Here is an 18,297-nt window from a genome sequence, read left to right as displayed (position 1 = left end):
CGCGTGTTGACCACCCGTGACAACGCTCGGCAGGTCGGCAGCAGCAGGTGATGGTCTGGATCGTCACCCTGGGGCAGACCTGCTCGCCGTGCTCGGTGATAATGCCCCGATGACTGAAGATATCTGCGACACCATGGAAAAAACGTCCGCCGCCGGACACACTGTCGACGCGTCCGCCCCGGTCACCCGTAGCGTACAGATCCATACCGATGGCGCCTGCCTGGGCAACCCGGGACCGGGCGGCTGGGCGGCCTTGTTGCGGTGCAATGGGGTTGAGCGTGAACTGACTGGCGGTGAAGCGGACACCACCAACAACCGCATGGAGTTGATGGCGGCCATCGCCGCACTGGAGGCGCTCCGCGGCCCATGCGTGGTCACCCTGCATACCGATTCCCAGTACGTCCGCCAGGGCATCACCCAGTGGATGGCCAACTGGGTGCGCCGTGGCTGGAAGACGGCGGCCGGCGCGCCGGTCAAGAACCGCGACCTGTGGGAGCGCCTGCAAGCGGCGACGGTGGCTCATCGGATTGATTGGCGATGGGTGAAGGGCCATTCCGGTGATCCGGACAACGAACGTGTCGATGACCTGGCACGCGACGAGGCCACCCGCTTCAAGGGCCGCCCAAGCAATATGGTGGGCTGAGATGTCACTTCGCCAGGTCGTGCTTGATACCGAAACCACAGGACTGAGCTGGGAGCGCGGCAACCGGGTGGTCGAGATCGGTTGCGTCGAGTTCCTCGAGCGGCGCCCAAGCGGGCGTACGTTCCACCGTTACCTAAAGCCTGACTGCCAGTTTGAGCCGGGGGCGCAGGAAGTCACCGGCCTGACCCTGGAGTTCCTGGCCGACAAACCCGCTTTCGCGGACATCGTCGATGAATTCATTGCCTTCATCGACGGTGCCGAGCTGGTGATCCATAACGCGGCCTTCGACGTCGGCTTCCTGGACAACGAGCTGCGGCTGGTCGGTGGCGGCCACGGCCGCCTGGGCGACCGCTGCGCGATCGAGGACACGTTGCTGCTGGCCCGCCGACGCTTCCCGGGGCAACGCAACTCACTCGATGCGCTCTGCCGGCGGCTTGGCGTGGACAATGCGCACCGCCAGTTGCACGGCGCGTTGCTGGACGCGCAACTGCTGGCCGAAGTCTATATCGGACTGACGTCGGGACAGGAAGAGATCGGGTTTGCCAGCTCGCAGCCGGCACCGGGAGCGGTCGCGGCAGTGCTGTTCAAGCCGGATGATTCGATGCGGTCGCGGCCGTCGGTCGTGGTGCAGGCCGATGAGCTGGCTGCGCACGAGGTGCGACTGCAAAGCCTGCGCAAACGGGCCGGTGTAGCGGTGTGGGATGCCGCCGAGCCCGTCTAGTGGCTGCGGACCAGGATCGCAGTGATGTTGTCGGAGCCACCGCCATCCAGCGCGGCCGCCACCAGGGTGTCGACGCATTCCTGGGCGCTGCAGTCGGCGTGGGCAAGGACCTGCGCAATCTGCTGGTCGTCGACTTCCTCGGTCAACCCGTCGCTGCACAGCAGCAACTGCATGCCCGGCAGCAACTCACCCGAGAGGCTGGCGACATCCAGGCTGCTGGGGCCGGTCACTCCGAGCGCCTGGGTGACAACGTTGCGGTGAGGATGATGGCGGGCCTGTTCGCGGGTTATGGCGCCGGTCGAGATCAGCTCCTGCACGTAACTGTGATCCCTGGAGAGCTGGGTCAACTGGCCATCACGCCATAGGTAGATCCGGCTGTCGCCTACCCAGACCACCTCGAACCGGGCACCAATGACGCGTGCTGCAACCACGGTAGTTCCCATGGGCAGCGCGTCGCGTCGCCGTTGCGAGGCGCGGATGATTTCCTCGTCGGCGATGCGGATGGCCTGGGCGAGTGGGGTGCCATCGCGGATTTCACGCACGATGGTCTCGCGCGCCAGTGCGCTGGCGACTTCGCCATACTCGTGCCCGCCCATGCCGTCGGCCACCAACCACAGGCCCAGTTCGCTGTCGCCGTAATAGCTGTCTTCGTTGAGTTCACGACGCAGGCCAGGGTGCGTCAGGTGTCCGAATTCGATCATGGGTTGATCATGCAGATCCTGTTGTCGAAAACCCTTCGCAGAATAAAACGGAATGATCGTCGTTAGCCGGCCAGTGACGGGCAGCAGCGGGGCAGCACAAGGACGTCCGAGTCCGGGAAGACAACCAGTTTGTCAGCAAAAAGGGCTGTCAGGACAGCCCTTTTGCGATATCTGGCGGAGAGGGGGGGATTCGAACCCCCGGTACGCTATAAACGTACGCCTGATTTCGAATCAGGTACATTCGACCACTCTGCCACCTCTCCGGTGCCACTACCGTGAAACTCCGGTCGTGGGGGCGCAATGATACGGGCCGCAGCGCGGGTCGACAAGCTGCCTGCGTTCCGCTGGTCGACGCTAGACTGGTAGTTCCCCCTTATCCCGGTTTGCCCCATGTCTGAAATCCTGGTTCCCGTTTCATTCGGTGAGTTGCTTGACAAGATTGCGATCCTGACCATCAAGTCCGAGCGCATGACCGATGCCGCCAAGCTGGCGAACATCCACAACGAGCTGTCGGCGCTGCAGAAGACCTGGTTGGCGCACCCTGCGGCCGACAAGGACGTGATTCGCCTGCGCGCGGAACTCAAGGCAGTCAACGAGCGCCTGTGGGTCATCGAGGACGACATCCGGATCAAGGAGAAGGCGCAGCAGTTCGACGCCGACTTCATCAAACTGGCCCGCAGCGTCTATTTCGAGAATGACGAGCGCGCCCGTCTCAAGCGCGAGATCAACCTTGCCCTGGGATCTTCGTATGTCGAGGAGAAGTCCTACCAAGACTACAGGGGCAGCGACACGCCCTGACCGCCGCCCGGGTGGTCGGTGAGGAAGCGTTCAAACGCCGCGACCGCATCGTCGACGCTGACCAGGTCCATCACTCCCTCCTGCTCGATCTTGCTGCCCCAGCGGAGCTGGCTGGCAGGTTTGCCTCGATACTTGCGCGCGGCGTCGTCATAGCGGTCCACGCAGTAACGGCGATCACTGTAGGGGCCGCTGCGGGCCGGATTGCTGGCCGCGTGCAGGCCGAGGACTTTGGTCCCCATCGCGTTGGCGATGTGCATCGGGCCGGAGTCGGGGGTCATCACCAGGTCGGCGCGTTCCAGCAGCGCCGGCAATTGTTTCAGGGTGTCCTTGCCTACCAGATCCAGCGCGTCACCGCGCATCGCGGCGGTGATGGCGTCAGTGGTCTGGCGCTCCAACTCGCTGCGTCCGCCGCACAGCACCACTCGCCACCCGCGGGCGATCGCGTGATCGGCAACGGCGGCGTGGCGGTCGGGCCGCCAGTTGCGCAGGACATGGCTGGCGCACGGCGAGATCATCAGGGTCGGGGTGTCGTCGGTGGGCCATTGCGCGCCGGCCCATTGCCGTGCCTGGTCGGGTACCGGCAAATCCCATTGCACCCGGGTCTGGGTCAGCCCGAGGGGCTCGCAAAAGCTGCCGATGGCATCGAGTACGTGGATGCCCGGCCGGTCAGGGATACGCCGGTTGACGAACATGCCATGCCCGTCCCGGGAGCGCGCCGGGTCATAGCCCACGCGCATCGAGGCCGGGATGACGGCCGACAACAGGTTGGCGCGTGCGGCCACCTGCATCTGCAGTAATACGTCGAAGGTCGGGTTGTCGATCGGGCCCCGGCGCAATCGGCGGTACAGCGCCAGCATGCCGCCGATTCCGGACTTCTTGTCGTATTCGATGAACTCCACACCCGGCAGTCCCTCCAGCAAGCGCTGTTCTGTCTTGCCGATGACCCAGCTCAGCCGCGTTTCCGGCCATGCCGCCTGCAGGGTTCGCACCAATGGCACGACGTGGGTGACGTCGCCCAGCGCGGACAAGCGCAGCAGGCAGATGGAAGCAGGTGCAGGAGGGATGCTAATTGCTAGACTCCGGAGGATGACTGGGTATGACGCCGCCGAGGGACTGACACCATTCCATGAAGATGGCGGGTATGGCGCGATTTTGTTCGACATTACGCGTGTCCGGCAAGCGCAACCCGAATGGTTCATTCCTGCAGCGTGGGAGGGCCAGGCGCGGCCGGTCGATAGTGGCGGTCGCGGCGGTGCCTGGTTTGTCGACGCGCCGTTTGGGCCAGCCGTGCTGCGACGTTACCTGCGCGGCGGCATGGTCGCCAAGCTCAGCCGTGATCGTTATGTGTGGCAGGGCGCCGCCCGTACCCGCAGTTTTGCCGAGTTCCGGCTGTCGCGCGCGATGATCGACAAGGGCGTGCCAGTGCCATCGCCGATCGCCGCAATGTATCGGCGAGAAGGCGCGCTGTATCGGTGCGCGATCCTGATCGAACGCATCCCGAACGTGCGCAGCCTGGCCGATCGCGTGCTGGTGGCTGGCAGTGATGCGCCATGGGAGGAGGCCGGACGATTGATTGCCCGCGCCCATCGTGCGGGCCTGGATCATGCGGACCTCAACGCCCATAACCTGATGTTTGATCCGGCCGGGCGTGGCTGGGTCATCGACCTGGATCGCAGCCAGATAATGATTCCCGCGACCCGTTGGCGCGAGCGCAACCTGGCCCGGCTCAAGCGCTCGCTGCTGAAACTGCGCGGGCCACGCGAGGTCGTCGCGGTCGAGCGCGATTTTGTCCGCCTGCGCGATGCCTACGATCGCATCTGGGCGCGGGGCTACTGAGGTGGGTTGGGCCTTGCGGTTCCAGGGTGTCGGCAACTCCTCCGCGGTCGCGTTGGGCTCGGCCATGGCGACGATCGAGCACGATGGCGCGCCATGGCTGACCATCGACTGCGGCGGCGAAGGTTTGACCGCTTATCTCGCCCATTACGGGCAGATGCCGCGCGCGTTGTTCATCACCCACACCCATCTCGATCACGTCGGCGGTTTCGAGCGTCTGTTCGTGGGCAGCTATTTTGATGAGGCGCGTCGTGGGCGGGTACGCCTGTACGTGCCGGCCAAACTGGTGCCATTGCTGCACCAGCGTGTCGGCGACTACCCCAATGCGCTGGCCGAGGGTGGGGCCAATTTCTGGGATGCGTTCCAGGTAATTCCGGTTGGCGAGGCGTTCTGGCATGACGGTGTGCGGCTGGAGGTATTCCCGGTCCGTCATCACTGGCCCGATACGGCATTCGGCCTGCGCCTGCATGGCAGCCTGGTCTGGACGGGAGACACCCGTCCGATCCCGGAAATGCTGGCCACGATGGCCGACGCCGACGAGTTGGTCGCCCACGACTGTGCACTCCAAGGAAACCCGTCCCATAGCGGCATTGACGACCTGGAGCGGGAGTACCCGGGTGAACTGCTGGCGCGTTGCCTGCTCTACCACTACGGCAGCCTGCGCGAAGGTGCGCTGCTCGCCGAACGCGGTTACCGGGTCGGCACGCCGGGCGAACTGGTCGCGCTGCGCGACACCACCGCACTGCGGGCCGAAGCGACGCCGTAGCGGCCGCGAAATGGATTGCCCTAAACAGGCGCTGCCCCAAAAAGGCGGTGGCCCCGCCGGCTGACCTCGGCACCCGCGTCAGTCAATACCGTTGCTGCCTTCCGGCCCTGGCGGAGTTTTCGACCTAGCGTCGCGAGGGGCCGACAGGGCCACCATGGACAATTGCAATATCTGGCGGAGAGAGGGGGATTCGAACCCCCGAAGCGCGGTTTAGACGCTTACACACTTTCCAGGCGTGCTCCTTCAACCACTCGGACACCTCTCCGCATCTGAACCGCTCAGACCCCGCCACGACGTCCAGTCGGTAGTGGGCCGCAAAGTCTAGCGGTGCCGGGACTCGCGGACAAGTCGCACGTTGCGCTGGGTCGTCGCCCCGCCGCGATGGAGGATCCGGTCGTGGCACAATGGCCCGAACCGGTTGCACGCTGCTGTCATGGCGTTGCGACCCTTTCCTCCGGACTTGCCCAAGGTTATTGATGTCCTACCTCGTCCTCGCCCGCAAGTGGCGGCCCAAGCGCTTCGCAGAACTGGTGGGGCAGGAGCATGTGGTCCGGGCGCTCACCAACGCGCTCGACACCGGCCGGGTCCATCACGCCTTCCTGTTTTCCGGTACCCGTGGGGTCGGAAAGACCACCATTGCGCGGATTTTCGCCAAGTCGCTCAACTGCGAGCGCGGCACCTCGGCTGAACCGTGCGGGGAATGCAATGCCTGCAAGGACATCGATGCCGGCCGCTTCATCGACCTGCTGGAGATCGACGCAGCGTCCAACACCGGCGTCGATGACGTCCGCGAGCTGATCGACAACGCCCAGTACATGCCGTCACGCGGACGGGTCAAGGTGTACCTGATCGATGAAGTCCACATGCTTTCCAAGTCGGCCTTCAATGCGCTGTTGAAGACGCTGGAGGAGCCGCCCGGGCACGTGAAGTTCCTGCTGGCCACCACCGACCCGCAGAAGCTGCCGGTGACGGTGTTGTCGCGCTGCCTGCAGTTCAACCTCAAGCGCCTGGACGAGGATCAGATCAGTGGCCAGATCGACAAGATCCTGGGCGCCGAGGGCATCGCGGTGGAGCCAGGCGCGGTGCGCCAGATCAGCAAGGCCGCCGACGGCAGCCTGCGCGACGGATTGTCGTTGCTTGACCAGGCCATTGCCTACACTGGCGGCCAGCTGACGGACGCCGCCGTAGCCACCATGCTCGGGACGGTCGACCAGACCCGGGTTGGCGCGCTGCTGACGGCGCTGGCCGGTGGCGATGGTGAGGCGTTGCTGGCCGAAGTGGCGATATTGGCGGAGTTCTCGCCGGACTGGGCTGGGGTGCTGGAAGCGCTGGCCGAGGCGATGCACCGGATCCAGGTGCGACAGCTGGTGCCCGGCGCGGCGGTCGAAGCCGACGGTGTCGATGTCGATTCGCTGGCCGCCGCCATTCCGGCCGAGCTGGTGCAATTGTGGTACCAGATGGCAATCAATGGCCGTCGCGATCTTGCGCTCGCACCCAGCCTGCGCGCGGGGTTCGAGATGAGCGTGTTGCGGATGCTCGCGTTCCGCCCGGCAGGCCCGGCGGCGAGCCGTGAGGTGGCGACCACGCCAGCGCGTAGTGAGCCAGTTTCCCGTCCTGGGCCCGTGACAGCCGAGTCTGGGTCGAAGCTCGGAGCCGGTCAGACGGCCGCCATCCCTCCGGAAGTCTCCTACCCGGTTGCAGTCAAATCGGAAGCGGAACACCCGGCCAGCGCGAACTCGGTATCGGAGCCTGAGCCGACACCGACACCGACACCGACACCGGTCTCGACGACCCTGGCGCGAACATCGCAGCCACCGTCCGATGCCACCGCCATCGACGACGCCGCTGCCTGGCACGCCTGGGTCATGGCCAGCAGCCTCAAGGGCCCTGCGCGGGTGTTGGCCGAGCACGTCGGCTTCATCGCCTGCAGCGACGGCGTGCTGACGCTGGCGCTGGCGTCGGTCGATGAATTGCTGAACAAACCGGCGTTGGTACGGCAGATCGCCGAAGCATTGGCGCCGGCCCTGGGCCGCGTTCCAGAAATTCAATTCCAGTCCATGACTGGCGCCGATGGGCCGGTGTCGCTGAACCAGCGCAACGAACGCGCGCGCGACGAACGACAGGCGGCGGCGGAACAGGCATTCCTGAACGATGCCCAGGTGCAGGCGTTGATCAGCCAGCATGGCGCGAAGGTGGTACCCGATTCGATCCGGCCGTTTGACGATGCCTGACCCGCGACCTTGACGATTGCGGGCGGCACCACAATCTAACCAGTTGTCCATAACCGAAACGAGTAGACGAAATGCGTGGAAATATTGCCCAACTCATGCAGCAAGCGCAGCAGATGCAAGAAAATATGCAGCGTGCGCAGGAAGAGCTCGCCAACGTCGAGGTCACCGGCAACGCTGGCGGCGGCATGGTCAGCGTGACCCTGACCGGCCGCATGGAGTGCCGCAAGGTACGCATCGATCCGAGCGTGATCAGCGACGCGGAGATGACCGAGGACCTGGTTGCTGCGGCCATCAACGATGCCGTCAACAAGGTCAACGCGGCCTCGCAGGACAAGATGGGTTCGGCCACCGCCGGCATGCAGTTGCCGCCGGGGATGAAGTTGCCGTTCTGATCATGCCTGTTCTGATCATGTCGTTGCGATCAAGCCGAAGCCGGGCGGACTTTCGATGAGCTCGCCGCTGCTGGAACAATTGATCGAAGCGCTGCGGGTGTTGCCCGGGGTAGGCCAGAAGTCCGCGCAACGCATGGCGTACCACCTGCTGGAGCGCGAGCGCGACGGCGGCCAGCGGCTGTCCGCGGCGCTGGCGGTGGCGATGACAAAGATTGGCCACTGCGCACGTTGCCGCGACTTCAGCGAGGATGACGTGTGTCCGACCTGTGCCAGTGCCTCGCGCGATGTCCACCAGCTGTGCGTGGTGGAAACCCCGGCCGATCGTCTCGCCATCGAGCAGGCGACCGGCTACCGGGGCCTGTATTACGTATTGCAGGGCCGGCTCAGTCCCCTTGACGGTATCGGCCCGGCCGAGCTGGGCCTGGACCGGCTGGACGCACGACTGGCCGAAGGCGAGGTGTCGGAGCTGATCATCGCGACGAACCCGACGGTGGAAGGCGAGGCAACCGCGCATTACGTGGGCCAGATTGCGCGCCAGCACGCGGTGCATCCCAGTCGCCTGACCTACGGGGTGCCGCTGGGCGGCGAGTTGGAATATGTCGATCGCGGCACCTTGTCGCATGCCTTCGGCAGCCGCAGTGAGATGACCTGAGCCGACATGCGGCGAGCTGGGTGACAATGGCCCATCACTTAAGGTCCATTACCCCAGCCCATTACCCCATGGAGTCGCGCCATGACTGACCAGACCATCTTCGGCAAGATCATCCGCCGTGAATTGCCGGCCGATATCGTTTACGAGGACGAGCACCTGATCGCGTTTCGCGACATCGCCCCGCAAGCGCCGGTGCACGTGTTGTTCGTTCCCAAGACACCGGTCGCGACCCTCGATGACCTGACCGAGGCGCAGGCGGTGATCGTCGGCCGGCTTGCCCACGCGGCAGCGTCATACGCCAGGCGAGAAGGCCTGGCCGACGACGGTTATCGACTGGTGATGAACTGCAACGAGCATGGTGGCCAGACCGTGTTCCAGATCCATCTGCATTTGCTTGGCGGCGCGCCGCTGGGGCGGTTTGGCACGCCTGCGTGACGTCGCGCTACCGGGTGGTGCTTACCAATAGCCCCACCACGGCCACGGCGCCGGGCGGGTGATCACGTCCACCCGCTCGCGGACCGGCCACAGGTAGACCACGTCGGCGGCGACCCGCGGGAAGCGGTAGTCGTACTCGCCGATCCGTCGGGTTTCGTAACCGTCGATCCGGCCGGTAAAGGTCACTTCACGATTGACCTGGAACAATGCCGGGTCGTAGAAGCCTTCCCGGCACGCGATGAAGCGGCCACCGACGTCATCGGTGGCCCAATACGGCCGGGCCTGGACAGTGAGCCGGGTCGAAATCATCTCGAAACAGGTGCGGTTGGATTCCGGCTCGACCTGCACGATGCGTCCACCCCAGCGCACCAGCGCGCCGGTGCGATCGGCCGTGGTGGCGTCGCGCGGGCTGACCTGTGCGAACTCTCCCTGCAACGGCATTGGCTGGGTGGCACAACCAGCCAGCAGTGCGGTGGCAAACGCGAGCATGACAAGACGGATGTTCATGGGGTTTCTCCGGGTCGAAGGGCCGTGCAGTCAGCGCTTGCCGGGTGGACGGTGGGCTCGCAGCGCTCGAGCAAGCTCACGCGACTGCTGTGATGGGGGACGTTGTCCCGATGGAAGTCTAGCGTAACGCCAATTGCTGAAACGCTCGCTGAGCCGAAGCAACTCGTCGCGCGCTTGTGGATGGACACCGCCGACCCGCCGTGCCCATCGGCCTGCTGGCTCGTCGGGCTCGCGTCCCAGCCCCAGCCGCTGGTAGCGCTGACCCAACTGGTGCCAGGCACGCAATACCGGATCGGCTTGCCGTTCACCGCGGCGGCTCCACCAGGCCATCCACAACAGTGCCAACAGCGCCGCGACGACGAACAACAGGCCCAGCCGGGCGCCTGCCAGGTGTTCGATGCCAAGCGGGCGCAGCATCCTTGACTGACGCTGTGCATCGAAGCCGAGTACAAGATCATTCCAGCCTCGGCGCATCCAATCACCTGCCTGGGACAGGCTGCCGCCGTTGCCCAACATGCGGCCGAACAGGCCGCTGGTGCCACCGCCGGCCATCAGGTCGTCGACGGTGTCGTAAATCCGCTCCGGGGCGACCGCCGCGGTCGGGTCGACGCGTGTCCAGCCACGCCCGGACAGCCACACCTCGGCCCACGCGTGGGCGTCGGAGCGGCGTACCAGCCAATAATCGCCCAGCGGGTTGTGCCGGCCACCGACATAACCGGTAACCACGCGTGCGGGAATGCCGGCGCTGCGCATCAGGATCACGAAGGCAGAGCTGAAATGTTCGCAGAACCCTTCTTGCTGATCGAACAGGAACTCATCGGCCGAATGCCGCCCGGCGAGCGGGGTGCTGAGGGTGTAGGCGAAGTCCCGGCGTACCCAGTCCAGTGAACGCTGGACGATCCGGGCATCGTCATTGCCGGCTTCGGCACGCCACTGCCGGGCGAGGGCGCGGGTCCGCGGGTTGAACTGGTCGGGCAGGGCGAGTGCCGCCTCGCGCACTGTGGATGACAGCCGTGGCTCGAAATCGGCCGGTGGAGCGGATTGGATCCGCCAGCGGGTCAGCGAGCTCAGCGGGCGCGAGGCAAACAAACCGTAGGCATGGCCGAGCCGTGTGCCCTCGGGAGCGGCGAGCGGCAGGTCCAGCGCCAGCACCTGTCGACGCTCGGTGGGTTCAATCTCGACCTCATAGTCCCAGCGCTGTCCGGCAGGCGTTACCGCTGCCGCCGGTGAGCGGGTCAGCCGGCGCGACCGGGTCCAACTGCGCCCGTCGAAATCAACCAGCACCGGCCCGCGCCAATACATCTGCGACGTGGGTGGGGTGGCGCCGAAAAAATGCACGCGCAACGCTGGCGTGTCGTCGACCATCAGGTCGATCCATTGGCCGGGGCTCATCTCATCGGATAGTCCGGTACGCGCCAATGCACGCTCGGGCAGGCCCCACAACGGTGATGCCAGCCGTGGGAACAGCCAGAATGCGGCCAGCGCCAACGGCAGCCCGATCGCCAGCAGGCGACCAGTTCCGGCAAGCCGGCGGCGGACGTCCATATCGATCGTGTCCCCGGACTCCAGGTCGGCCAGCCGTTGCAGCGCACCCAGCGCCAGCACCGTCCCGACCAGGCTGAGCGCGAGCGTCAGCGGCCCCTGATCGAGCAGGAAGGCGGCGAACGGGCCAAACAGCGCAAACCCGACCAGGCTGCGCGCATCACGGACGGTGAAGGTCTCTGCCGGTTTCACCGCCAGCATGGCCGCCAGTACGGCGCAACCGGTGTCGCGGCCAACGCTGAATCCGGCGATGCTCAACAGTGCCGCCAACAGGCCGAACGCGAGTCCCAGCCGCCACACGACATGCAGCGGCTTGCGCCATGAAAGCGCGGTGACCAGCACGGCCGCCGATCCGGCCAGCCATCCCAACGGGGACGGCAGCTGCAACAGTAAGGGGAACAGGCAGGCGCCGGCAGCTGCCAGTGTCCAACGCCGGCTCCCCGGATCCAGCGCCCCTGCCAACGTTGACTCAGCCATGTGGCATCAGCGCTAGCGCGCGCAGGCAGTCGTGACGATGGATGGGGCCCTGCGCCGGTCCGATCGCAACCTGTCCGGGCAAGACCAGCCGATAGCGGCGGCCATCGCGCTCGGCTTCGTCCACCCAGCGTGCCAACCGTGCGATCCGCCGCTCACTGCCCAACGGTCCGGCGTGATGCCAGTCCAAGACAATGTCCGTGCCCAGCGGTTGTTCGTACTCACGCACCAGCAAGGTGTCGCGACGAGCCGAGGATTTCCACGCGATTGCTTGGCGGGAATCCCCACGACGGTAGTTGCGCAGGTGGTGGACATCATCGCCGCTGGGGTGCAGCCGGCTTTGCACACGGTCGCCGGATCCGGTCGGCAGCGCGGGCCCATCGGCTTCGGGCCGTGGGTACACCAGCAGCGGCGCCGGCGACCAGATGTAGCACCAGGCGCGCGCCAGGCCGAGCGGGCGAGTGGTGGCGATACGCAGCCGCCCCAAGTCCAACCAGCCACGCTGGAGGGTGGGTACGGGCAACTGTGCCTGGCCGTGACTCGGATCCAGGTTGAGCACGGCCGAGGGGGGCCCCGTGTCGTCGCCGGCGTCGATGCGCTCCAGCGTCAATTGCAGGCCACGCCGCCTGCGCCCGTCATCGGCCTGGGCATGCAACCGCAGCAACAGGTCGGTGCCTGCCGGAACCGGCTCCGCATCAATGGCCACGATCGCCAGACCAGTCAACTGCAACTGGGCGGCCACCAGGCTGGCCAGTCCGGCGCCGGCCAGTAACAACCCCAGCAGCAGGGCCGGGTTGTTGTTGTAGTTCAACGCGCCCAGCAACATCGTGACCAGCAGCACCGCATAGAAGAGGCCGAATCGGGTCGGCAATACGTACACGCGGCGCCGATCGAAGTGCGCGGGTAGCGTTTCGGGTTCCCGTGGACGGGTCCAGCCCAATGCCCAGCGGTGCCAACGTCGCATCAGCGGTCCCGACATCACCGATCAGTCCACGGCGACCGTATGCAGGATGGATTTTGCCAGCGCGGCGTCACTGCCGGCGTCGGCCTCGGCGACCAGACGATGCGCCGCGACGGCCGCGAACAGCGTCTGGACGTCTTCAGGACGGGCATGGTCGCGGCCCAGCAACAGCGCATGGGCCCGGGCCGCGCGCAGCAACGCCAGCCCGGCGCGTGGCGACAGCCCGACCCGTACTCCAGGATGCTTGCGGCTGCGGGCAAGCAGTGCTTGCACGTAGTCGACCAGTGCAGTGCTGGCATGCACCTCGATGACCGCATTGCGGATGGCGATGACGTCGTCCCGGGTCAGTCGTGGCTGGGCCTGGGCAATCAGCGCACGGCGATCGCGGCCGGCGAGCAGCTCGCGTTCCGCTTCCTGTCCGGGGTAGCCAAGCGTGAGACGCAGCAGGAAGCGGTCAAGCTGGGAATCGGGTAACGGGTAGGTGCCGGCCAGGTCGACCGGGTTCTGGGTGGCGATCACGAAAAACGGGTCGGGCAGGGCATGGGTGGTGCCGTCGATGCTGACCTGGTGCTCGGCCATCGCCTCCAGCAGCGCACTCTGGGTGCGGGGCGGGGCGCGGTTGATCTCGTCGGCGAGCAGTACCTGGGTGAATACCGGTCCTGGATGGAACTCGAAGCGTCTCGCCTGCGGGTCAAACACGGACACGCCCACGATGTCCGCCGGCAGCAGGTCGGAAGTGAACTGCACGCGCTGGAACTCCAACCCGAGGGTCGCGGCCAACGCATGGGCGAGGGTGGTCTTGCCAAGCCCGGGCAGATCCTCGATCAACAAATGGCCCTGCGAGAGCAATGAGACAAATGCCAGCCGCACCTCGAGGGATTTGCCCAGTACCAGTGAATTGACCTGCGCCTGGGCATCGTCAAGCGCATTTCGCAGTGTGTCCGGTAGCATGCGTGCCTTCGCCGAACCGATGCCGGCATCGATTGCCGGGGTGGATACCGCCATGGTGCTCTCCGGGAGTTGCCCAAACCGATGAATGCCAAACTTGGGCGGTGTCGTGGGTCGGGCCGCCGATCGCGGCCCGTATCGTCATCGCAACGAGTGTAACGAGGTCGCAACCCCATGCGCGTAGTCCAATCGCCCCAGTTCCCGCTGTCGGAATCTTCGTTCGGCGCTGACTCGCCGCAGCCAGGCTCGCCACCCGATGGCGCGGGAGCGGCACGACGTTGGTTCTGGAGCCTGTTCGCAGTCGTGCTGGCGCTGAAAATCCTGGTGGCGGCGAGGTTGCCGCCGTTCGTCGATGAGACTTTCTACTGGCTTGAGGGTCAGCACCTCGCGCCGGCGTACTCCGACTTGCCCGGCTTGACCGCATGGCTGTCGCGGCTGGGGGTGACCCTGGGAGGCAATACCGAGCTGGGGTTACGTCTGCCATTCCTGCTGATCGCGGCGGTGGTGCCGTGGCTGGTAGTGCGGATTACCCGGCGGGAGTACGGCGAGACTTTCGGTTGGCAGGCGGGGTGCTTTGCCTTGTTGTTGCCGTTGTCCGGCACCTTGGGCCTGCTGGCCCTGCCCGATGCGGCGATGGCAGTGGCAACGTTGTTGTGCGTGGACGCGGGAGCGAAACTGCTGCGGCAGGTCGACGCAGGCGCCGCGTTGGAATTGGCGGCGGGCCTGTCGATCGGAGCGCTGAGCCACTACCGGTTCATTGCCGTGATCGGTGTCGGCCTGCTGGCGCTGTTGCTCATCGCCGATGGCCGCAAGGTCCTGCGCGATGCCCGTACCTGGACCGCGGTTGCGATCGGTGCGGCGGCGTGGGCACCGCTGGTGGCATGGAACCTGGACAACTCCGACGCCGGCCTGCGATTCCAACTGGTCGACCGGCACCCGTGGGCATTCCATTTCGACGGCGTTTTGTTCATTGCGATCCAGGCGCTGATGGTGACGCCGCTGTTGTTCGCGGCCCTGGCGATGGCGAGCTGGCGGGGGAGCAGGAGCGCGATGCCGGTGTCACGTTATTTTGCGCTGCTTGGCGGCCTGGTGGTGCTGGGTTTCTTTGCGCTGGGATTCTTCGCCGATACCGAACGGGTCAGCTTTCATTGGCCACTGCCGGGCTATCTGGCCCTGTTGCCGCTGTTGCCGGCCGTGCTGGCGGCCTGGCCGCGCTGGTTGCGCGTCGCGACCTGGGCAACGGCAGGACTGGGCTTGGTCGTGGTGCTGGGCTATTACGTTGCCGTCTCCATCCCTGCGGTGCGGGAACGCGCTGCCGTGGAAAAATGGTACCCATCCAATTTTGCCGGATGGGATGAGCTGGCCGAGACGGTGCGCTTTACCCGCGCGCAGATGCCGGCCGGCACCCGCATCGTGGCCGGCAGTTTCAAGGTGGGCGCAGAACTGGGCTTTGCCATGGGCAACGCGGAAATCCCGGTGCTCGACCACCCGCTCAACCACAAGCATGGTCGCGCACCGCAGTTGCGCTTGTGGAACCTGCAGACGACCGGACGTGCCGGCTGGGCAGCACAGTTCGGCAAGCCGTGGGGCGAGGTGCCGGTGCTGCTGGTAGAGGCGGTCACCGACGTGCCCTACAAGGACCTGCTGCGTCGTTACCACGATCTGTGCCGGATGGTGGGCCCATTGCCGCCGCCACAGGTGATCAACGTCGACCATGGCAGTCAACGCTTCATGCTGTTCAAGCTTGACCCCCAAGCCCCTGTCAGCGGTACCTGCGTTGCCCCGGCGATGGCCTGGATAGACCATCCGGTCGGCGGTGCCACGGTGGACAGCACGTTCGAAATCACCGGCTGGGCGTTCAAGGAAGGAGTGGGGCTGGAGCGCGTGGAGGTATTGCTGGACGGTCAACGGGTGGCGGACGTCGAGTATGGGCTGGACAGCCCCGGCGTGGCCGACTATTGGAAAATCAGCAACGACCCGAACCATCCTGCGGTCGGGTTTGCCGGACGCGTCAACCTGGGCGACGTGGAGCCAGGCCGCCATTGGCTCGGACTGCGCCTGCATGGCCCCGATGGCAGCGTGGAGGCGTGGTCGGAGCAGCCGCTGGAAGTCCTGCCACGCGAGACCGGCCAATAGCGGCCGGCGAATAGCGGCAGGGTTGCCGCCGCTCACTGCATCGAGCTCACTCCATCGAAGTGCGGGCCTGCTGGATCTGGGCCAGTTGTTGCTCGATCCGGGTGCCGGCCATCTCGATCGAGCCGCGCACCTCTTGCAATTCCTGCACACTTGCGCGCTGTCCATGTTCGCGTAACCAGATGCGCTGGCGCAGCATTTCACGCAGGGCGTCCTGGACCGGATCGGCGGCATCTTCGCCCACTACGGCGGTGATCTCCGCGCGTGCAGCGCGCAGGCGCGTCTCCAGCCTGTCGGCGGCATCCAGCAACTGCTGCATCTCGCGCTGGCGTCCATCGCCCGGGCGGCGTATCCGGACAATGATGAACGCCACGACGGAAGCAGCGGAGGCCAGCACAAGCAACAACGACAAAGGAGTGTTCACGGCGAGGATAATGGCTGGGCAGCGGTGGGATGGGCGTTCAGTCTGCCGTGCGTGCGTAAAGCGGGCAAACCCGCCGAACCGGCGTGCTCCCGTTTGGCGCGGCCATTGCCGGTAGATGCCCGGTTCCGGAGTCGGGCGGGGTTGCCGGGTTTGACACGCCAGCACGCGCTCCTTAACATTCTCGGGCTTATGTCCGCTGACGTGCCCAAAGTGACTGTACCCGAGGTTCTGGATGCGTGGCGCATGGTGGCAGCGCGTCGCGGTGTCGAGGGCCGCGTGCCGTTGGCAGCGTTGGTGCGATTGAGTGACAGCTTGGTGGATAGCGACGGTGACGTGAGCTATTCGCTGGATTTTGGCACTGACGAGCTGCGGATCCCGTATGTGGAGCTGCGCGCGCAGGCGTCGTTGCCGCTGCTGTGCCAGCGCAGTCTTGAGCGGTTCCTGTTCCCGGTGGCGATTGCGCAACGGCTTGGCTTGATCCGTGATGAAGCCGACGAGGCGGCATTGCCGGAGGGGTACGAGCCGCTGCTGGTGCCGCCCGACGGCATGCTGTCACCGGTTGCACTGGTCGAAGATGAGCTGATTCTGGCGATACCGGTGATACCGGTAAAGCCCGGAACAGAAGCAATGGAAGCAGATTGGCCGGCGCCTGCGGCCGACCTGGAGCGCGTCAACCCGTTCGCGGCGTTGTCGGCACTGAAAAGCAAGGCGGACAAGTCGAACTAGAACTTCGAGTTGTCCTTCGAATCAAGCGTTATTCACGGTTTTCCTTGGAGTTAAGATCATGGCTGTCCAGAAGTCCCGCGTTTCCCCGTCCAAGCGTGGCATGCGCCGCGGCCACGACTCGTTGACCAGCAAGCTGCTGTCCACCGACCCGACCACCGGCGAGATCCACGTCCGCCACCACGTCACCGCTGACGGTTACTACCGCGGCAAGAAGGTGATCAACACCCAGGCCAACGTTGCCGACGAAGAGTAAGCTGCCTCACGTGCGTTACATCGCCGCTGCCCGCGAAACACGCGTGCGGCGGCCGTCGCTGGAGTGGTGATGACTGATCGAATTTTCTCCCGCATTGCGGGCACTGGCAGCTATTTGCCGGAAAAAGTCCTGACCAATGCCGATCTGTCGAAGATCGTCGAGACCAGTGACGAATGGATTACGTCGCGCACCGGTATTCGCCAGCGCCATGTCGCGGCCGAGGGTGAGACCACCAGTGACTTGGCTTATCACGCCGCAGTGCGTGCCATGGAGGCGGCCGGGGTCGAGGCGTCTGAGCTGGATTTGATCGTGCTGGGCACGACCACGCCCGACATTATATTTCCGTCCACCGCCTGTCTGGTCCAGCACCGCCTGGGCGCCAACGGCTGTCCTGCATTCGACGTCAACGCCGCATGTTCAGGCTTCATCTACGGCTTGGCGGTCGCGGACCAGTTCATTCGCTCCGGTTCAGTGAAGACTGCGCTGGTGATCGGTGCGGAAACCCTGACCCGGATGCTGGACTGGACCGATCGCGCCACCTGCGTGCTGTTTGGCGATGGCGCCGGGGCAGTGGTACTGAAGGCCGACAGCGAAGCCGGCATCCTCAGTACCCACCTGCATGCCGACGGTGGCAAGAAAGAGTTGCTGTACAACCCGGTCGGGGTCTCGGTGGGCTTCAAGCCCGAGGAGCACAACGCCGGGGTGAAGGTGATGATGACCGGCAACGATGTGTTCAAGCACGCGGTCAAGGCGCTTGATGCGGTCGTTGAGGAAACCCTGGAGGCCAATGGCCTGGATCGCAGCCAGATCGACTGGTTGATCCCGCACCAGGCCAACCTGCGGATCATCGAGCTGACCGCCAGGCGGCTGGAGATGCCGATGGAGCGGGTGGTGGTCACCGTCGACAAGCACGGCAACACCTCATCGGGCTCAGTGCCGCTGGCATTGGACGAGGCGGTGCGTTCGGGCCGGGTAAAGCGCGGCCAACTGGTGCTGCTGGAGGCGTTCGGTGGCGGATTTACCTGGGGCTCGGCGCTCTTGCGCTATTGAGCGGGCAGTAATGACCGCAACCCCACGGCCCGGTCGGGCCGGATCCATGCTGATCGATGCCCTCCTGCCCGCGTCGTTGACTGTACGCCACGGTACAGACACCTCGC

20 protein-coding genes, 2 tRNA genes and 1 other RNA gene are annotated in these 18,297 nt (G+C 65.5%); 13 read left to right on the top strand and 10 right to left on the bottom strand.

Annotated features, from left to right (window positions below; genetic code table 11):
- Positions 1-133: 133 nt before the first annotated feature.
- Positions 134-643, top strand: coding sequence for a ribonuclease HI (gene rnhA, locus ACW5DN_RS07195; RefSeq protein ID WP_456962987.1), 510 nt, complete (start codon positions 134-136; stop codon positions 641-643).
- Complete coding sequence (gene dnaQ, locus ACW5DN_RS07190) at positions 582-1,364, top strand: DNA polymerase III subunit epsilon (protein WP_456962986.1); 783 nt, start codon at positions 582-584, stop codon at positions 1,362-1,364. Before rnhA ends, dnaQ begins: the two co-directional genes overlap by 62 nt.
- Here the strand turns inward: dnaQ and ACW5DN_RS07185 are convergent.
- Together ACW5DN_RS07185 and ACW5DN_RS07180 are read right to left on the bottom strand one after the other, a co-directional pair.
- Positions 1,361-2,065, bottom strand: coding sequence for a PP2C family protein-serine/threonine phosphatase (locus tag ACW5DN_RS07185; RefSeq protein WP_456962039.1), 705 nt, complete (start codon positions 2,063-2,065; stop codon positions 1,361-1,363). The genes dnaQ and ACW5DN_RS07185 overlap by 4 nt on opposite strands.
- 172 nt (positions 2,066-2,237) lie before the next feature.
- Positions 2,238-2,328: transfer RNA gene (locus ACW5DN_RS07180), tRNA-Ser, on the bottom strand.
- A 127-nt stretch (positions 2,329-2,455) separates the two neighbouring features.
- Here ACW5DN_RS07180 and ACW5DN_RS07175 point away from each other — a divergent pair.
- Positions 2,456-2,863, top strand: coding sequence for a DUF6165 family protein (locus ACW5DN_RS07175; protein WP_456962038.1), 408 nt, complete (start codon positions 2,456-2,458; stop codon positions 2,861-2,863).
- Here the strand turns inward: ACW5DN_RS07175 and ACW5DN_RS07170 are convergent.
- A complete protein-coding gene (locus ACW5DN_RS07170) occupies positions 2,839-3,927 on the bottom strand; it encodes a glycosyltransferase family 9 protein (protein WP_456962985.1) in 1,089 nt (362 codons plus the stop codon). The two genes, ACW5DN_RS07175 and ACW5DN_RS07170, sit on opposite strands and share 25 nt — an antisense overlap.
- 22 nt (positions 3,928-3,949) lie before the next feature.
- Here ACW5DN_RS07170 and ACW5DN_RS07165 point away from each other — a divergent pair, with 22 nt between their 5' ends.
- Together ACW5DN_RS07165 and ACW5DN_RS07160 are read left to right on the top strand one after the other, a co-directional pair.
- Positions 3,950-4,699: a 3-deoxy-D-manno-octulosonic acid kinase gene (locus ACW5DN_RS07165; protein WP_456962037.1), complete on the top strand. Its 750-nt coding sequence runs from the start codon at positions 3,950-3,952 to the stop codon at positions 4,697-4,699.
- Between the two features lies 1 nt (position 4,700).
- Entirely contained in the window at positions 4,701-5,462 is a 762-nt protein-coding gene (locus tag ACW5DN_RS07160) for an MBL fold metallo-hydrolase (RefSeq protein WP_456962036.1), read from the top strand.
- A 50-nt stretch (positions 5,463-5,512) separates the two neighbouring features.
- On the opposite strand, the gene ffs is transcribed toward ACW5DN_RS07160, so the two are convergent.
- Positions 5,513-5,609, bottom strand: an RNA gene (ffs, locus tag ACW5DN_RS07155) — signal recognition particle sRNA small type.
- 25 nt (positions 5,610-5,634) lie between these two features.
- Positions 5,635-5,727 (bottom strand) — tRNA-Ser (locus tag ACW5DN_RS07150).
- 211 nt (positions 5,728-5,938) lie between these two features.
- Between ACW5DN_RS07150 and dnaX the strand changes: the two genes are divergently transcribed.
- The 4 genes from dnaX to ACW5DN_RS07130 all read left to right on the top strand — a co-directional run bounded on the left by dnaX (position 5,939) and on the right by ACW5DN_RS07130 (position 9,172).
- Positions 5,939-7,693 (top strand): DNA polymerase III subunit gamma/tau, encoded by a 1,755-nt coding sequence (dnaX, locus tag ACW5DN_RS07145; RefSeq protein WP_456962035.1) that lies wholly within the window; start codon positions 5,939-5,941, stop codon positions 7,691-7,693.
- Positions 7,694-7,764: 71 nt separating this feature from the next.
- Positions 7,765-8,085 (top strand): YbaB/EbfC family nucleoid-associated protein, encoded by a 321-nt coding sequence (locus tag ACW5DN_RS07140; protein WP_456962034.1) that lies wholly within the window; start codon positions 7,765-7,767, stop codon positions 8,083-8,085.
- Positions 8,086-8,140: 55 nt separating this feature from the next.
- Positions 8,141-8,737, top strand: coding sequence for a recombination mediator RecR (gene recR / locus ACW5DN_RS07135; protein WP_456962033.1), 597 nt, complete (start codon positions 8,141-8,143; stop codon positions 8,735-8,737).
- Between the two features lie 81 nt (positions 8,738-8,818).
- Positions 8,819-9,172, top strand: a complete 354-nt coding sequence (locus ACW5DN_RS07130) for a histidine triad nucleotide-binding protein (protein ID WP_456962032.1) — start codon at positions 8,819-8,821, stop codon at positions 9,170-9,172.
- Positions 9,173-9,193: 21 nt separating this feature from the next.
- Here ACW5DN_RS07130 and ACW5DN_RS07125 read toward each other — a convergent pair whose 3' ends face one another.
- Genes ACW5DN_RS07125 through ACW5DN_RS07110 form a run of 4 tightly spaced genes read right to left on the bottom strand, consistent with a single transcriptional unit; the run spans position 9,194 to position 13,661 of the window.
- The gene (locus ACW5DN_RS07125; RefSeq protein ID WP_456962031.1) at positions 9,194-9,679 is read right to left on the bottom strand and encodes a Slp family lipoprotein; all 486 of its coding nucleotides are present in this window, start codon (positions 9,677-9,679) and stop codon (positions 9,194-9,196) included.
- A gap of 30 nt (positions 9,680-9,709) precedes the next feature.
- Positions 9,710-11,698 (bottom strand): transglutaminase TgpA family protein, encoded by a 1,989-nt coding sequence (locus ACW5DN_RS07120; protein WP_456962030.1) that lies wholly within the window; start codon positions 11,696-11,698, stop codon positions 9,710-9,712.
- Entirely contained in the window at positions 11,691-12,659 is a 969-nt protein-coding gene (locus ACW5DN_RS07115) for a DUF58 domain-containing protein (protein WP_456962029.1), read from the bottom strand. The genes ACW5DN_RS07120 and ACW5DN_RS07115 overlap by 8 nt, the downstream gene beginning before the upstream one ends.
- A gap of 21 nt (positions 12,660-12,680) precedes the next feature.
- Entirely contained in the window at positions 12,681-13,661 is a 981-nt protein-coding gene (locus tag ACW5DN_RS07110; RefSeq protein ID WP_456962028.1) for an AAA family ATPase, read from the bottom strand.
- A gap of 117 nt (positions 13,662-13,778) precedes the next feature.
- On the opposite strand from ACW5DN_RS07110, the gene ACW5DN_RS07105 reads away from it, so the two are divergent.
- Entirely contained in the window at positions 13,779-15,740 is a 1,962-nt protein-coding gene (locus tag ACW5DN_RS07105) for an ArnT family glycosyltransferase (protein ID WP_456962027.1), read from the top strand.
- A gap of 46 nt (positions 15,741-15,786) precedes the next feature.
- On the opposite strand, the gene ACW5DN_RS07100 is transcribed toward ACW5DN_RS07105, so the two are convergent.
- A complete protein-coding gene (locus ACW5DN_RS07100) occupies positions 15,787-16,161 on the bottom strand; it encodes a hypothetical protein (RefSeq protein WP_456962026.1) in 375 nt (124 codons plus the stop codon).
- A gap of 189 nt (positions 16,162-16,350) precedes the next feature.
- Here ACW5DN_RS07100 and ACW5DN_RS07095 point away from each other — a divergent pair, with 189 nt between their 5' ends.
- From ACW5DN_RS07095 to ACW5DN_RS07085, 3 genes are all read left to right on the top strand, one after another.
- Positions 16,351-16,887 carry a YceD family protein gene (locus ACW5DN_RS07095; RefSeq protein ID WP_456962025.1) on the top strand — a complete coding sequence of 179 codons (537 nt, stop codon included), beginning with the start codon at positions 16,351-16,353 and terminating at the stop codon, positions 16,885-16,887.
- Between the two features lie 58 nt (positions 16,888-16,945).
- Positions 16,946-17,140 (top strand): 50S ribosomal protein L32, encoded by a 195-nt coding sequence (gene rpmF / locus ACW5DN_RS07090; RefSeq protein WP_456962024.1) that lies wholly within the window; start codon positions 16,946-16,948, stop codon positions 17,138-17,140.
- Between the two features lie 69 nt (positions 17,141-17,209).
- Positions 17,210-18,190, top strand: a complete 981-nt coding sequence (locus tag ACW5DN_RS07085; RefSeq protein ID WP_456962023.1) for a beta-ketoacyl-ACP synthase III — start codon at positions 17,210-17,212, stop codon at positions 18,188-18,190.
- The last annotated feature ends 107 nt before the right edge of the window (positions 18,191-18,297 follow it).

It is taken from the genome of Lysobacter sp. A289 (assembly GCF_054072675.1).
This window is presented reverse-complemented; position numbering and strand designations above follow the sequence as displayed.

Bases quoted from the DNA above. Each gene is read 5' to 3' on its own strand.
- dnaQ (WP_456962986.1), top strand. From the start codon at position 582: ATGACCTGGCACGCGACGAGGCCACCCGCTTCAAGGGCCGCCCAAGCA.
- ACW5DN_RS07130 (WP_456962032.1), top strand. From the start codon at position 8,819: ATGACTGACCAGACCATCTTCGGCAAGATCATCCGCCGTGAATTGCCG.
- ACW5DN_RS07120 (WP_456962030.1), bottom strand. From the start codon at position 11,698: ATGGCTGAGTCAACGTTGGCAGGGGCGCTGGATCCGGGGAGCCGGCGT.
- ACW5DN_RS07125 (WP_456962031.1), bottom strand. From the start codon at position 9,679: ATGAACATCCGTCTTGTCATGCTCGCGTTTGCCACCGCACTGCTGGCT.
- ACW5DN_RS07095 (WP_456962025.1), top strand. From the start codon at position 16,351: ATGTCCGCTGACGTGCCCAAAGTGACTGTACCCGAGGTTCTGGATGCG.
- rnhA (WP_456962987.1), top strand. From the start codon at position 134: ATGGAAAAAACGTCCGCCGCCGGACACACTGTCGACGCGTCCGCCCCG.
- ACW5DN_RS07110 (WP_456962028.1), bottom strand. From the start codon at position 13,661: ATGGCGGTATCCACCCCGGCAATCGATGCCGGCATCGGTTCGGCGAAG.
- rpmF (WP_456962024.1), top strand. From the start codon at position 16,946: ATGGCTGTCCAGAAGTCCCGCGTTTCCCCGTCCAAGCGTGGCATGCGC.
- ACW5DN_RS07185 (WP_456962039.1), bottom strand. From the start codon at position 2,065: ATGATCGAATTCGGACACCTGACGCACCCTGGCCTGCGTCGTGAACTC.
- ACW5DN_RS07140 (WP_456962034.1), top strand. From the start codon at position 7,765: ATGCGTGGAAATATTGCCCAACTCATGCAGCAAGCGCAGCAGATGCAA.
- ACW5DN_RS07175 (WP_456962038.1), top strand. From the start codon at position 2,456: ATGTCTGAAATCCTGGTTCCCGTTTCATTCGGTGAGTTGCTTGACAAG.
- ACW5DN_RS07165 (WP_456962037.1), top strand. From the start codon at position 3,950: ATGACTGGGTATGACGCCGCCGAGGGACTGACACCATTCCATGAAGAT.
- ACW5DN_RS07105 (WP_456962027.1), top strand. From the start codon at position 13,779: ATGCGCGTAGTCCAATCGCCCCAGTTCCCGCTGTCGGAATCTTCGTTC.
- ACW5DN_RS07115 (WP_456962029.1), bottom strand. From the start codon at position 12,659: ATGCGACGTTGGCACCGCTGGGCATTGGGCTGGACCCGTCCACGGGAA.
- recR (WP_456962033.1), top strand. From the start codon at position 8,141: ATGAGCTCGCCGCTGCTGGAACAATTGATCGAAGCGCTGCGGGTGTTG.
- ACW5DN_RS07085 (WP_456962023.1), top strand. From the start codon at position 17,210: ATGACTGATCGAATTTTCTCCCGCATTGCGGGCACTGGCAGCTATTTG.
- dnaX (WP_456962035.1), top strand. From the start codon at position 5,939: ATGTCCTACCTCGTCCTCGCCCGCAAGTGGCGGCCCAAGCGCTTCGCA.